The following is a 14,116-nucleotide window of genomic DNA, read 5'->3' as shown; positions in this document are numbered from 1 at the left end:
TTATGAAATCAAAGGCTTATTGATCCAGTACGGCGGTCACTGCCGTGTCTTGAAGCGTCTCCTATACTGATCCGCGTTGGCAGGTTCAACACCGATCCTGAATGCCGTTGGAGACGTCCCCCATTCCGACGGTTTTCCCTACGACCCCACAGTAAGGAGAACGAACATGGCAATCCGCATTGGCGACGAGGCACCGGACTTTACCGTCGAAAGCACCGAAGGCACGCTGAACTTCCACGAATGGATTGGCGACAAATGGGCCATTCTGTTTTCCCATCCGAAGGACTTCACCCCGGTATGCACCACTGAACTGGGCTACATGGCAGGGCTCAAACCGGAGTTCGACAAGCGCAACACCAAGATCGTCGGACTCAGTGTCGACCCGGTCAGCAATCATGCAAGCTGGGCCAAAGACATCGAAGAAACCCAGGGGCACGCCGTCAACTACCCGATGATCGGTGACGAAAACCTGGTCGTGGCGAAGCTCTACGACATGATCCATCCGAATGCCAGCGGCGGCGCCCGCACCGCCGTAGACAATGCCACCGTGCGCTCTGTGTTCATCATCGGCCCGGACAAAAAGGTCAAGGCCATGCTGATCTACCCGATGAGTGCCGGGCGAAACTTCGATGAGGTACTGCGTCTGCTGGATTCCCTGCAACTGAACGCCAAACACACCGTCGCGACTCCAGTGAACTGGCGTCCGGGTGAAGACGTGATCATCCCCACGTCGGTGTCCGATGAAGACGCACGCAAGAAATACCCCGATGGCTTCAAAACCATCAAGCCTTATTTGCGCACGGTTGCGCAGCCGAAGTAACGCATTGCAGAGGAACCTCAAAATGGTCGTACAAGCCCTGCGTGTCGACGCCACCCATCTCGACAAGGTGGCGCGTCTTTTCGACGCCTACCGAGGCTTTTACGGCCAGCCCTCGAACCTGACGCAATCGCGCGATTTCATCGCCGAACGTATTGCCCGGGACGAGTCGGCGATTTTCCTCGCCGAAGACACCGCAGGCCACGCGTTGGGTTTTGTGCAGTTGTACCCGACGTTTTCCTCCATTGACGCCCACCGCACATGGTTGCTCAGCGACCTGTTCACCAGCCCCCAGGCCCGAGGGCGAGGGGGTCGGGACGTTGCTGATGAACACCGCTCGCGAATTTGCGGTGTTGAGCGGTGCCAAGGGCATGGTGCTGGAAACGGCCACCGACAATCTTGGTGCACAGCGTTTGTATGAGTCATTGGGGTATGTGCGTGACGGGGGGTATTACACGTATTGCCTTGATTTGAAGCAGGGTTGAGAAGGAGCCGGGCCTTACGAAAGTGGCTGGGGCGGCAACCGCGCGTCATAAAACAGGCACCGTAAGACGTGCGACTGCTTTCAAATAATCGAAGAAATATCCCACAGGGTTTTAGGGTTGGCGCTCGGAAGCGAGGCGGGTAGCGTGGTCGCTGCAACAGGAAGGAGTGAGCGGACTGTCGGTAGCAGGCATGAACGCCCTTCATCTTGCCAGCGACGACAGCAAGCCACTTACCGATTAGACTGCTAAACATCAAATCCGGAGGTCACTATGAGCGCCGAACTTTCCCCCATCGTTTCAGAGTTTGAAACTGAAGAGCAGGCTGCCAGCTACGACCATTGGTTTCGTGCCAAAGTGCAAGCCTCGCTCGATGATCCACGCCCGAATGTCCCACACGATCAGGTGATGGCTGATATGCGAGCCTTGATCGAATCCAAGCGCAACAAGCGCGATGCTGGTTGAGTGGCGGCCCGAGGCTCGGGCTGAACTCTGGCAAATTCTGGATTATATTGGCGACCGTCACCTTGTAGCGGCTAGTGAGCTGTACCAAGCTATTGAAGTTGCTACCTCAGCACTTCCTCAACATCCCTACCTTTATCGATTTGGCCGTGTGCCCGGTACACGGGAAATTGTTGTGCACCCCATTTATCTGGTGGTCTATAGAGTGACGGATCGAATTGAGATCGTGACCGTTTTGCATGCCCGGCAGGAATATCCCTGACTTTTGATTGGGCTGTTCTGTACACGACGCTCCGCTTATTCAGCTCCTTTGTTTTGGCGGTTGGCGAGCTTTGGTAACAGTACCTTTCCAGTTGATCCAACCCAAGCGCCACCAACGTCACGGCAAATTCCAGCCCTCTTGAAACCGCTCGTATTGCGCCTGCGGCATTTGCACCAGCAACGGTGACTCGCGAGGGTCCAGCCATTTGAGCAGCGCGGCAATATCTCCCTGATCCATGGCCGTGCAGCCCAGCGCGTCGGTGAGGTCGGGCCGCGCCAGATATGGAAGAAAATGCACGAGCCCGAGCCCGCATTGGCCGGGGTATTGTGCTCGATGAAAATGCCTTGGCGATAACCTGGCTCGTTGCGCATGTGCTCAGAACTGCTCCAGTCCTTGGCAATCGCCGCGCCGTCGACCAGTTCGTTGTAGCGTCTGGACTGGCCGTCATCCACGCATTCGGTGCTCGGTGTCAGCGAGAGGTACGGTAATTGGGTGTCGGCCGTGGTGTCGTAACCGAATGCCGTTCCGAGTTTGAAGACCCCGGCCGGTGCCTTTCCGTCGCCTTCGCGTTTGACCGGGCCTTCACCGGCGTCAACGCTGGCAAGACCCTTGCCCCAACCCATGCCGTTTTTACCCACCATCACTGGAAACGCATCCCCAACTTTTCGAAAGGAGGTGCCGTCGCGCTCATAGCGCTGTGCGGTGCCCTGGATGTCATCCCAGTTTTTGCTGGTAACCACAATCAACTGGCCACTGGCAGCGATCGCGTCGCGGGTGCTGATGGGTGTAATCGGGAAGTCCATCACGTCCTTTGGCGCGCCTTCGCCACCGAACGTGAAGTGCCACCATTCCTTCGAATACCCGCTAAACCCTTCTTTCTCCATGGCGCTGCTCAGGCGCTGACGGTTTTCTTTTGCGGTGGCATTGATCGAAGGGTTGGCGGTGTGCGCGCGTTCATCGAAGCAATCGAACCCGGTGCCCATGTCGAGTGCGCCGTCATGCCAGCGCTGTTCATAGGGGGCCGTGCAATCGATGGGCGCGGCCAATGGCGTCCATTGGACGGCGGGCAAGGTGTTCGGACCGGTCAGTGTCAGGTCCACGGTCGAGCCTCTGGAGTGCCCCGACACCCGCGCCACATAGCCCAGGCGCCAGAAGTCCTGTTTGTCCACCCGTGGATAGAACTCGGCCTTGCGTGGGTCGCCCGGTTCTGTCGCGAAGCGGCCCATGTCGGCGACGGCGTGGCTGGGTCGATAGCAATCGAATACCTTCAAACCGTAGCCCTGCAGGCGCAAGGCCGCTTGGACCCGGGCGAGGGCCTTGGCGGTGTCCACGGACAACAGGCATTCGGCTGCGTCGTAACCGTCGAGCCGGTGCCCGGTGAAGTTGTGAGCACCGGCATAACGCATATCCTGTTCTATGCTCGGGTCGATGGTGCGCAAATACACCATGTTCGCAGGCCTTTGTTCGGCACTGGCCATGCCGCAAATGACAAGGCTTATCAGTAGCGTCAAAACGCGATTGCGCACTCTTGTCGCCTTCATACAATTTAAATAAATATGTAACAAGATTTCACCATTGGACAGGCAGGGTAACGGTGGCTTCGTGTCAACGATGTCACGGGCCTCAATGACTTATCAATGGTGCAGGGCATGAAGTTGAAGCGGGTCTCGAATAATAATGAGGTGCTATGACTGTTCTGGTTACCGGCGCTGCCGGTTTTATTGGTTATCACACTGTTAAGCGTTTGTGTCAGCAAGGTCTTGAAGTGATCGGTATCGACAACCTCAACGACTACTACAGTGTAGAGCTCAAAAGGGCACGGCTCAAAGAGTTGGAGTCCTTGCGGGGTTTTCGTTTCCAGCGACTCGATATTGTCGACAAACCGGCCTTGATGACGTTGTTCAAAGAGCATGCTTTCACCGAGGTCGTGCATTTGGCGGCGCAGGCGGGTGTTCGCTATTCGCTGGACAACCCGGACATTTATGCGCAATCGAACCTGGTGGGTTTTCTGAATGTATTGGAAGCCTGTCGGCACCATCGCCCGGAGCATTTGATCTATGCGTCGAGCAGTTCGGTGTACGGCACCAACAGCAAAATGCCGTTCAGCGTCGAAGACGCCGTCGATCACCCGGTTTCGCTGTATGCCGCCAGCAAACGCGCCAATGAAATGCTCGCGCACAGTTATAGCCATCTCTACGGAATTCGTACCAGCGGCCTGCGCTTTTTCACCGTTTACGGGCCGTGGGGCCGGCCAGACATGGCCTTGTTCAAGTTCACCAAGGCGATCCTCAATGACGAGCCGATCGATATCTATAACCACGGCGAGATGGCCCGCGATTTCACGTATGTCGATGACATTGTTGAAAGCATTGCGCGCCTGCGGACAAAACCGCCGGTACAGGGCGATGACGGTGAAGCCGCCAACCGAATCTTCAACATCGGCCGGGGCGAACCCGTGCCGTTGCTGGCGTTCGTCGACTGTCTGGAAAACGTGCTGGGCATCAAGGCCCGGCGCAATTACTACCGCTACAGGCGGGCGATGTGATCAAGACCTGGGCCGATGTGTCGGTGCTGGCGGACTGGGTCGATTTCCGCCCGCAAGTAGCGGTTGAAACCGGTGTGGCGGAATTTGTGAAGTGGTATCGCCACTTCTATCAGCTATGAAGCGTTCACCCTTGATGTCAACCAATAGCGGCGGGCGAACCCTGTGAGCCAAAATATTTTTGTATCGGTACTGATTCCGGCAAAGAACGAATCCAACAACCTCAAGCCCTTGATTGAGGAAGTGCGCGCCGCATTGGCGGATGAAGCGTACGAAATCGTCGTGGTCGACGATGGCAGCACCGACGCCACCTTGCACGAACTGCAACAGATCAAAAACAGTGGCCTGAGCACGCTGCGCATTTTGTGTCATGAGCGTTCGCTGGGCCAAAGCACCTCGCTTTACCATGCCGCGCTCGCGGCTCGAGGGCAGTGGCTGGCGACGCTCGATGGCGACGGTCAAAACGACCCGGCGGACATCCCCGGCATGTTGCAATTGGTGCGTGGCGGTCATGGTCCGGTCGACGTTCAACTGGTGGCCGGTCACCGGGTCAACCGCCGCGACACCGCGAGTAAACGCTGGGCGTCGCGTTTCGCCAATGGTCTGCGTCGGCGCATGCTCAACGACGCCACGCCGGACACCGGTTGCGGGCTGAAGCTGATCGAGCGCGCAGCGTTTTTGCGCTTGCCGTACTTCGACCATATGCATCGATTCCTGCCAGCACTGATCCAGCGTCACAACGGCCGAATGATCGTCCACCCGGTCAACCATCGTCCCCGTACAGCGGGGGTGTCCAAGTACGGCAACCTCGACCGCGCGCTGGTGGGCATTCTGGACCTGGTCGGTGTCTGGTGGCTGATCAAGCGCACGCGCCTCAATACCAAGGCACTGGAGATCGAAGGATGAGTTTCTCCCGCGAAACCCTGTGGCTGGCGGTCGGTTTCATTGGCCAGATCGCCTTCACCGGTCGTTTTGTCTTGCAATGGTTGTACAGCGAGTACCAGAAGCGCAGCGTGATTCCCGTGGCGTTCTGGTACTTGAGCATCATCGGCAGCGCATTGCTGCTGGCCTACGCGATTTACCGCCAGGACCCGGTGTTCATTGTCGGTCAGGCGTTTGGCTCGATTGTTTATCTGCGCAATTTGCAGCTGATTGCCAAAAGCAAACTGGTGAAGGAATGAGTCATGCGTAGATCGCTGTCGCCCGGTGTTGAATGCCTGGGCCTGATGTTGCTGGCGCTGCTGTTGATCGGCGCCGGATTGGGGCTGCGTCAGCCACAGAATGTCGACGAGGAACGATTCCTGGGTGTTGCCCTGGAGATGTTGCACAACAGTTCGTGGCTCATTCCGCACCGGGCGGCAGAGATTTACGGCGACAAGCCACCGATTTTCATGTGGACAGTGGCGTTCTTCAGTTGGTTGACCGGGAAACCGGCCATTGCCCTGTATATTCCGGGCCTGTTGTCGGGCGTGACGGTCACTGCAGTGGTCTACGATTTGGGCCGCCGTTTGTGGAATCAGCGTATTGGCCGGATCGCAGCGCTGCTGTATCTGGCCACGTATCAGACCTACAGCATTCTGCAGACCGGTCAGATCGACAGCTTTCTGGTGCTGTTCACCTCGGTCGGCCTGTACGGCCTGGCGCGGCACCTGTTGCTCGGCCCGGCCTGGCGCTGGTTTTACCTGGGCTGCGCCGCCATGGGCGTGGGCGTGATCACCAAAGGCGTCGGGTTCGTCCCTGCATTGATGTTGATTCCCTATGCCTATGCCGTGCGCAAAGACTGGTCCGGCGTGGTGGCGATGCCGGGCGAGGCGCGCAAGTGGTGGTTGGGGTTGGCGGTGATGTTGGGTGCCACGGCGATCTGGTTGCTGCCCCTGGCGTTGTCCATCGTGCTCAACGGTGGCGCTGATGAAATCGCCTATGCCAAGGAAATACTGCTGCGTCAGACCGCAGGGCGATATGCCGCGGCCTGGGACCATCGCGAACCGTTCTGGTACTTCTTCGTTTATGTGATCCCGCAATACTGGCTGCCGCTGGTGCTTGCATTGCCGTGGCTGGTGCCCGCGTGGCGTCGGCAGTTGCGCAAGCACGACGGTCGCGTGTTGGTGCTGCTGGGCTGGGTCATGCTGGTGGTGCTGTTTTTTTGCATCAGCAGCGGCAAGCGCAAGTTGTACATCTACCCGGCGCTGCCCGGGCTGGTGCTGGTGGCGGCACCGCTGATTCCCTGGTTGCTCAAACGCTGGTTCAGCCAGCGCCCGCGCGGTCGGCAGGTGTTCCAGGCGGTGGCCGTGATCTGGTTTGCACTGTGGTTCGCCCGAGGGTTCATCGAACCGGTCAGGGACGGTGCCAACCCGCATAACGCGATCATGGAACAGGCCGCGACAATGACCGGTGGCGCGGAGCTGGTGTTGGTCAACTGGCGTGAGGGTCACTGGTTATACGCCCGGCAACCGATTGTGCATTTCGGCATGGCCGGCTCCTCGGTCGAGCAAGCGGCCCAATGGTTGCGCGATCATCCCAAGGCGTTTGCACTGGTGCCCGACGAGGAGCTGGGCAGTGTTTCAATGCCCAGACCGCCCGTGAGCTGGGCGAAACCTCGCGCGCGCAGTGGTCGATTGTGGGCGCCGATGCGGACAACGGTAAGTGTCATCCCTTACCGCCAGCCAATGTCTATCACTTCACCTGGAACGAGCGGGTGAATGAGATGAGGGCGGCGCTGCGCTGAGGGTGCGTTATCGGGCTCAGGGCTGATCCTGAGCCCGTTTACTGTTGTTTGATCAAATAAGGCAATTTGCTGGCCCCGCAAGCGCAAAACTATCGCCAAAATCACTTTATTTTCAGGTGGTTAGGGCTAATGCAAGTGCGCAACGTAGCTGTCACGATGATCTCGTTTGCCCTGGCAAGCACTGCCGGCGCTGTCCAGGCCAGGGAATTGATGCCCAATGACCGGTATATGTGCGACTGGGGTGCAGGAACGGCGGCGAGAGCGCAGGAACTCAAGCTGTCCGGGGTGTCGCTGTATGCCGCGCGCCAGAAGATTCAGGTTTATAAATTCAACAAATCGTGGATGCGCATGATGGCGATGGGCATTACCGAGCAAACCTACGACAGCCCTTCGCGCTACACGCCTGCTGCTGTGCGGCAGAGTTTCTATGAAGAATGCGTGCGGTTTAAGTTGGCGCGTAAATAACAACGCACGAGCGTGTAGCAGCTGGCGAAGCCTGCGTTCGGCTGCGTAGCAGTCGTAAATTCTGTACGCGCGGAGTTCCTGAAACACAGCATCGTAGGATTTCACGACTGCTTCGCAGCCGAACGCAGGCTTCGCCAGCTGCTACAGGCTGCTTCGCTGAGGGTGTTACTTCAGGCATTGCGCGCCGGCCCTGGCCACTTGTGCATCCTGCTCGGCCTTGACGCCGGACACGCCGACCGCGCCAATCACCTGCCCACCGACAATGATCGGCACGCCCCCTTCAAGTGACGTCAGTAGCGGCGCTGATAAAAAGGCGTAGCGCCCACCGTTGACCATCTCCTCGTAACCCTTGGATTCGCGCCGGCCCAACGCCGAGGTGCGGGCTTTTTCGGTGGCAATGTAGGCGCTGATGGCCGCGCAACCGTCGAGGCGTTCGAGCGCCAGGGGATGCCCGCCGTCATCGACAACAACGATGGTCACGGCCCATTGATTGTTCTGTGCTTCGGTGCGGGCGGCGGTGAGGATCTGGCTGACCTCGATCTGGCTCAGTACGGCTTTACTCTTCATGGCAATGGCTCCAAAGGGTGATCAGGGCAGGGCGGCTTCCACCAGTTCAATCCAGTGCCGGACCGGGGTTCGACCGGCACCGTCGAGATGGGTCTGACAACCGATATTGGCGGTAACAATGACTTCAGGGTGCCCGCTTTCCAGCGCATTGAGTTTGTTATCGCGCAGTTGTCGGGACAGTTCGGGTTGGGTCAGCGAATAGGTGCCCGCCGAGCCGCAGCACAGGTGGCTGTCGGGCACGGGCGTGAGGTTGAACCCCAGGCTCGTCAGCAGAGCCTCCACCGCGCCACCGAGTTTTTGCGCGTGCTGCAAGGTGCAGGGGCAGTGGAACGCCAGGCGCTGATCGCTGTGGATGCCGAGTGTTTCCAGCGGTTCATCGCGCAGCACTTCGACCAGGTCCTTGGCCAGGGCGCTGACCTTTTTCGCCTTGTCGGCATAGGCCGGGTCGGTGCGGAGCAAGTGGCCGTAGTCCTTGATGAATGCACCGCAACCGCTGGCAGTCTGCACGATGGCTTCGGCACCGTTCTCAATGCTTGGCCACCACGCATCGATGTTGTGACGGGCACGGTCCAGCCCCGCCGCCTGGGCGTCGAGGTGATAGTCGACGGCACCGCAGCAACCAGCCTCGCGGGCCGGTATGACGCTGATGCCCAACCGGTCCAGCACGCGTGCGGTGGCGGCATTGGTGTTGGGTGACAGACCCGGCTGAACGCAGCCTTCCAGGATCAATACCTGCCTGGCGTGGCGCACCGTCGGTCGTGGTTTCGCCGGGTACACACGGCGCGGCAGTTTGGCCTGCAAAGTGTTTGGCAGCAGTGCACGGAACACTTGCCCACTATTGACCAGCGCCTTGAACAGTCCGGGATTGGGCACGACGCTGCGCAAACCTTCACGCAACAAGCGCTGCTCGAGTGAACGCGGTACGGCCGCGTCCACGACTGCGCGACCGATGTCGAGCAAGTTGTGGTAATCGACGCCGGAGGGGCAGGTGGTTTCGCAGTTGCGGCACGACAGGCAACGGTCCAGGTGCTGTTGGGTTTTGCTGGTGACCTCGTGCCCTTCCAGCACCTGCTTGATCAGGTAGATGCGCCCCCTCGGCCCATCCAGTTCATCGCCCAGCAACTGGTACGTCGGGCAAGTGGCGTTGCAAAAACCGCAGTGCACGCACGTGCGCAGAATGCTTTCGGCTTCTTCGGCGCGGGGCAGTTGGCGGGCGTGTTCGCTGAGTGTGGTCTGCATGGTTCAACACTCCGCATACAGGCGACCGGGATTGAAGATGCCCCGTGGATCGAGCTGCTGCTTGAGGTTTCGGTGGTACAGCATCAGCGCCGCGGGCAACGGTTGGAAGGGGCTATCGATCAGGCCGTGGCTGTAACAGGTCACATGCCCGCCGACCTCGCTCACGATCTTGCGAATGAACGATGCCTGCGCCTCGGATTTGAGCCAGCGCTGTGCGCCGCCCCAATCGATCAGTTGCACACCGGGCAGGGAAAGCCGAGGCGTGTTGTGAGGCAGGGACAAGCGCCAAAGGGGCTGGTCCTCATCGAAGAAACTCAGTCGATGCTCATTGAGGTCTTCCCAGTACGACGCGTCCAGCAACTCGCCGCCCAAACGGTCATGGGCCGCCGCCACCGAGCCTTCGCCTCCTTCCAGCCGCAGGTGCAGGCGTTGCCCGTCGTGGCTCGCCGCGCTGATCGGCAGCGGCTGTTGGCCCCATTCCGCCAGGAGCAGCAAGGCACGGTCACTGTCCATTTCCAGGCTGATACTCAGGCACTGACGTGGTTTGGGCAGGACCTTGAGCGAGACCTCCGTCACCACACCCAACGCCCCGAAACTGCCAGCCATCAAGCGCGAGAGGTCGTAGCCTGCGACGTTCTTCATGACTTCGCCACCGAAGCGCAAATGCTTGCCTAGCCCGGTGATCACCCGCGTACCGAGGACAAAATCTCTGACCGATCCAGACCACGGGCGCCGTGGCCCCGACAATCCGCAGGCAATCATGCCGCCGACGGTGGCGTCGTCACCGAAGGAGGGCGGTTCGCACGCCAGCATTTGCTGCGCGTCGTCCAGGACGTTGGCCAATTCTGACAACCGCGTACCGCAACGGGCGGTGATCACCAGCTCGGTCGGGTCATAACTGACGATGCCTCTATGAGTGCGTGTGTCGAGGACTTCGCCCGCGACGATGCGCCCAAGAAACGCCTTGCTGTTGGAGCCCTGAATGCGCAACGGCGTGGCGTTTTGCAGCGCCTGATTGACCTGCTCCAGCAGGGCATCGCTGTCATCCATATCGTAGGGTTCAAGCATCAGAAACGCTCCAGATCAGGGAAGGGCATCTGACCCGAATGCACGTGCATGGCGCCAAACTCGGCGCAGCGGTGCAGGGTGGGGATGTTCTTGCCGGGATTGAGCAGGCCGCCCGGATCGAAGGCGGCTTTGACCGCATGGAACAGCGTCAACTCATCGCTGTTGAACTGCGCGCACATCTGATTGATTTTCTCGCGGCCCACACCGTGTTCACCGGTAATGCTGCCGCCGACCTTCACGCACAACTCAAGGATTTTGCCGCCCAGGGTTTCGGCGCGATCCAGTTCGCCGGGTTGGTTGGCATCGAACAGAATCAGCGGATGCATGTTGCCGTCGCCCGCATGGAAAACATTGGCGACCCGCAGGCCATATTCGACCGACAGCGCAGCAATCGCCTGCAACACGCCGGGCAGTTCGCGGCGCGGGATCGTCCCGTCCATGCAGTAATAATCGGGTGAGAGGCGTCCCACCGCTGGAAAGGCATTCTTGCGTCCGGCCCAGAAGCGCACGCGCTCCGCTTCGTCACGGGCCTGGCGGACTTCGGTGGCGCCGGCCTGTTCCAGCACTAGGCGCACGCGGTTGCAGTCATCGAAAACGTCGGCCTCAACGCCATCGAGTTCGCAGAGCAAAATGGCTTCGGCGTCGACGGGATAACCAGCGTGGATAAAGTCCTCGGCGGCGCGAATGGCCAGGTTGTCCATCATCTCCAAACCACCGGGGATGATCCCGGCCGCAATGATGTCGCCCACTGCGCGACCGGCCTTTTCGACGGAATCGAACGCGGCCAGCAGTACCTTTGCCGTTTGCGGTTTGGGCAGCAGTTTGACGGTGATTTCGGTAATCACCCCGAGCATGCCTTCAGAGCCGGTGAACAGGGCCAGAAGGTCGAAGCCCGGTGAATCGAGTGCTTCGCTGCCCAGCGTCAGGTGTTCGCCATCGACGGTCAGGATGTCGACCTTGAGCACGTTGTGCACGGTCAGGCCGTACTTCAAGCAATGCACGCCACCGGCATTTTCGGCGACGTTGCCGCCAATAGAACAGGCGATCTGCGAGGAAGGGTCCGGCGCGTAGTACAGTCCGAAGGGCGCGGCCGCCTGGGAAATCGCCAGATTACGCACCCCCGGCTGAACCCGCGCCGTGCGGGCGGCGGCGTCGATATGCAGGATGTTGTTGAAGCGCGCCATCACCAGCAATACACCTTTTTCCAGCGGCAATGCACCGCCGGACAACCCGGTACCGGCACCACGGGCAACCACCAGGACGTGCCGTTCATGGCAGAGTCGAAGGATGCCCTGGACTTCGTCGAGGTGGCGGGGCAGCACCACCAGCAGCGGCGTGGTGCGGTAAGCGGAGAGCCCGTCGCATTCGTACGGTCTGAGTTCCTCCTGCTGATGCAGGATTTCCAGATCCGGCAACCGTGCTCGCAGTGCCTGGAGCAGGGGCGGCTCTGTCGACCTCGGGCAAAGCGCCGTCGACGCGTTCATCGTAAAGAATGTTCATAGCCTGATCGCGACCCTCAGTTATTTTTATTAGAGGTCAGTTTCCGGTGATAGGTCCTTGGCAAACGTTAGCTCAGTTGCGCGCTTGAGCAGATTTGATTTTGACGCACCCATAAAAAAACGGGCGTCTTCAAGACGCCCGGTTGGATTTTCAGCGTTGCCGGGGAATAACGGCTTATGGAACAACTTTGCCGAGCAAATCCTTGGGTCCGACGATGGCCGGTTTCTGGTCATAACCCAGTTCGGCCAGGAGCTTGCCCGTCGCGCGAACCAGGGCATTGAACGTTGGCCGTTGTTTGGATGAGCGCAGCGTTTGGGCGAGTGCGTAAGTGAATGCACCGTACGAAATCACGCCGTGACGGTATTCATACGACAATTGGGATTCGCCACAGGCGTACATCAGGATCGGCAGAAACGGGCCGTTATGCTTATAAACAGCACGACGTTTGTTGTAGAGCTTGTCGTCGTACCCACGCTCGGCGATGGCTTGTCCGACTCGGCGAATGCCATTGCGATTGCTCACGGTATTGGCGGCTTCGGCCTGCTGTGCACTTTTGCGTGCCTGTTTGACCCAGTCGCGCTCGACCCACATCTGCAACTTGGCCTCCCAGCGCAGGGCGCGATGGCGGATGTCATCCGGCGGTGTCAATCCGCGGGCACGCCGTGCGCCTTCGCGCGTCATGCCGCCCGAATGGCAGCAATCGAAGATCGTAATGAACTGCGTGTCGTATGGCAGCTGGATGTATAGGTCGCGAAAGTCGTTGTCGACGATGGCGTGCTGCGGTGTCCAGTCGAAATCCCATGGGCACAGGCATTCGTCGATGCGATCGGCTTCGCCTGCGGCATTGGTATTGGGAATCTGCGCACCGTGCCCCGAGTAGAAGAGCACCCGGCGATCACCTGCCTGAGCATCGTCGAGCAGCCAGTGCAGGCGATCGCGAATGCCGGCCGTGGTGGCGCGGTCATCGAGCACCACGCGGATGTCATCCGGCGAGAAGTTCGATTCTTGCAGCAGCGAACTCATCAGAAACACGTCATTGACGCAGCCTTCGAGCCGGTCCGAAGGGTTGGGGTAATTGTTGATCCCGATCAGCAGGGCCTTGTCCCGCGAGCGACGGGCGGTGCGCGCCTTTGGCACTGCAAGCCCCAGTGACTTGTCGACAGCAAGCAGGCGTTTGTCGAATCCTCTGGCAAGGCCTGCCTGCAACAGGGGCCCCCATACATTGGACCGGGTTTCGACGTGGCCCAGATAGAACGTCGCATCGTGATTGAGCGCGTCGCCCGGCTTGTCGAACGGCGTCATGACCTGGGTGAAGTTTGCATCGCGCAAGTACAGCGGTGCGGTAAACACATGGTCGTGTTCGTTGTAGAGGTGATACCACTTGTACGCTGTCTCGATGCCTTCAATGCGCCCGCCGAACGTTTCGCGCACGGCGGGGTTGGCAATCTGCGAGCCGAGGTGATCAACACACGATTGCTCATCAGTGACGAATCTCGCCGGAACGTGTCGTAGGCGACCAGCGTACCGAGGCTGTGGGCGCAGACGATGTCCGGCCGGAAATCATTGACGCGGTTGGCGAGGTCTTTACGCAATGTGGTTCGCAGCTTCTCGTCCGCCGTCCACTGCGCCACCATGCCGGCCGTCCAGCGCAGGCGATCGGAAAATTGCCCGATGCCGCGGTCGCGCCGGAACACGTCGCCAACCGAGTGGATCACGGAACTGGTCAGGAGTCGCAGCGTCGCTTCGGCAATTTCCGGCGCGCCGAGGCCGCTGTTTGCAAAACGCGCGTCATATTCGAAATAGTCCAGTTCGATGACGGCGTTCGGCGCCGCGCTCAGTACCGCGTTGGTAATGGCTCGCTTCCAGGATTGCTCAAAAGTCTCGTCCGCTTCCTCGTGGCCGATGCCATGCACGCACAAAATCTTCATTTCCATTTCCTTGTTGTCATGTTGAGTTTGCTGGCGTTTTTTAGGCAGGCGAACTTGGA

Annotated in this window: 11 protein-coding genes and 5 pseudogenes; 9 read left to right on the top strand and 7 right to left on the bottom strand. The window is 59.5% G+C overall.

The window, feature by feature from the left end; genetic code table 11:
• The first annotated feature begins 166 nt into the window (after positions 1-166).
• From AB4N76_RS02160 to AB4N76_RS02145, 4 genes and pseudogenes are all read left to right on the top strand, one after another.
• Positions 167-820 carry a peroxiredoxin gene (locus AB4N76_RS02160; RefSeq protein WP_046030465.1) on the top strand — a complete coding sequence of 218 codons (654 nt, stop codon included), beginning with the start codon at positions 167-169 and terminating at the stop codon, positions 818-820.
• A gap of 22 nt (positions 821-842) precedes the next feature.
• Positions 843-1,302 (top strand): annotated as a pseudogene (locus tag AB4N76_RS02155) (GNAT family N-acetyltransferase).
• Between the two features lie 270 nt (positions 1,303-1,572).
• Positions 1,573-1,764, top strand: a complete 192-nt coding sequence (relB, locus tag AB4N76_RS02150; RefSeq protein WP_046030461.1) for a type II toxin-antitoxin system RelB family antitoxin — start codon at positions 1,573-1,575, stop codon at positions 1,762-1,764.
• Positions 1,754-2,023, top strand: a complete 270-nt coding sequence (locus tag AB4N76_RS02145) for a type II toxin-antitoxin system RelE/ParE family toxin (RefSeq protein WP_109786729.1) — start codon at positions 1,754-1,756, stop codon at positions 2,021-2,023. The genes relB and AB4N76_RS02145 overlap by 11 nt, the downstream gene beginning before the upstream one ends.
• A gap of 117 nt (positions 2,024-2,140) precedes the next feature.
• On the opposite strand, the pseudogene AB4N76_RS02140 reads toward AB4N76_RS02145, so the two are convergent.
• A pseudogene (locus AB4N76_RS02140) lies at positions 2,141-3,564 on the bottom strand (M15 family metallopeptidase).
• Positions 3,565-3,710: 146 nt separating this feature from the next.
• On the opposite strand from AB4N76_RS02140, the pseudogene AB4N76_RS02135 reads away from it, so the two are divergent.
• The 5 genes and pseudogenes from AB4N76_RS02135 (at position 3,711) to AB4N76_RS02115 (ending at position 7,755) form a co-directional block, all read left to right on the top strand.
• Positions 3,711-4,687, top strand: a pseudogene (locus AB4N76_RS02135) (NAD-dependent epimerase).
• A 43-nt stretch (positions 4,688-4,730) separates the two neighbouring features.
• Positions 4,731-5,471: a glycosyltransferase family 2 protein gene (locus AB4N76_RS02130; RefSeq protein ID WP_046030456.1), complete on the top strand. Its 741-nt coding sequence runs from the start codon at positions 4,731-4,733 to the stop codon at positions 5,469-5,471.
• On the top strand, positions 5,468-5,746 hold the full coding sequence (locus AB4N76_RS02125) for a lipid-A-disaccharide synthase N-terminal domain-containing protein (RefSeq protein WP_046030454.1): 279 nt from the start codon (positions 5,468-5,470) through the stop codon (positions 5,744-5,746). Before AB4N76_RS02130 ends, AB4N76_RS02125 begins: the two co-directional genes overlap by 4 nt.
• Before the next feature lie 3 nt (positions 5,747-5,749).
• Positions 5,750-7,290 (top strand): annotated as a pseudogene (locus AB4N76_RS02120) (ArnT family glycosyltransferase).
• A 135-nt stretch (positions 7,291-7,425) separates the two neighbouring features.
• Positions 7,426-7,755, top strand: a complete 330-nt coding sequence (locus AB4N76_RS02115; RefSeq protein ID WP_046030600.1) for a hypothetical protein — start codon at positions 7,426-7,428, stop codon at positions 7,753-7,755.
• A gap of 165 nt (positions 7,756-7,920) precedes the next feature.
• On the opposite strand, the gene AB4N76_RS02110 is transcribed toward AB4N76_RS02115, so the two are convergent.
• From AB4N76_RS02110 to AB4N76_RS02085, 6 genes and pseudogenes are all read right to left on the bottom strand, one after another.
• Positions 7,921-8,322 (bottom strand): heme-binding protein, encoded by a 402-nt coding sequence (locus AB4N76_RS02110; protein ID WP_046030451.1) that lies wholly within the window; start codon positions 8,320-8,322, stop codon positions 7,921-7,923.
• 21 nt (positions 8,323-8,343) lie between these two features.
• On the bottom strand, positions 8,344-9,561 hold the full coding sequence (glcF, locus tag AB4N76_RS02105; protein ID WP_046030450.1) for a glycolate oxidase subunit GlcF: 1,218 nt from the start codon (positions 9,559-9,561) through the stop codon (positions 8,344-8,346).
• A 3-nt stretch (positions 9,562-9,564) separates the two neighbouring features.
• On the bottom strand, positions 9,565-10,629 hold the full coding sequence (gene glcE, locus AB4N76_RS02100; RefSeq protein WP_109786722.1) for a glycolate oxidase subunit GlcE: 1,065 nt from the start codon (positions 10,627-10,629) through the stop codon (positions 9,565-9,567).
• Positions 10,629-12,129: pseudogene (gene glcD / locus AB4N76_RS02095) on the bottom strand (glycolate oxidase subunit GlcD). The gene glcE and the pseudogene glcD overlap by 1 nt, the downstream one beginning before the upstream one ends.
• A 174-nt stretch (positions 12,130-12,303) precedes the next feature.
• Complete coding sequence (locus AB4N76_RS02090; RefSeq protein ID WP_460164663.1) at positions 12,304-13,431, bottom strand: caspase family protein; 1,128 nt, start codon at positions 13,429-13,431, stop codon at positions 12,304-12,306.
• Complete coding sequence (locus tag AB4N76_RS02085; protein ID WP_460164055.1) at positions 13,428-14,057, bottom strand: hypothetical protein; 630 nt, start codon at positions 14,055-14,057, stop codon at positions 13,428-13,430. The genes AB4N76_RS02090 and AB4N76_RS02085 overlap by 4 nt, the downstream gene beginning before the upstream one ends.
• Positions 14,058-14,116 lie beyond the last annotated feature (59 nt).

Source organism: Pseudomonas sp. S2_F03 (genome assembly GCF_054668335.1).
Note: the sequence above shows the minus strand (reverse complement) of the source record. Positions and strands in the feature narration are given on the sequence as shown.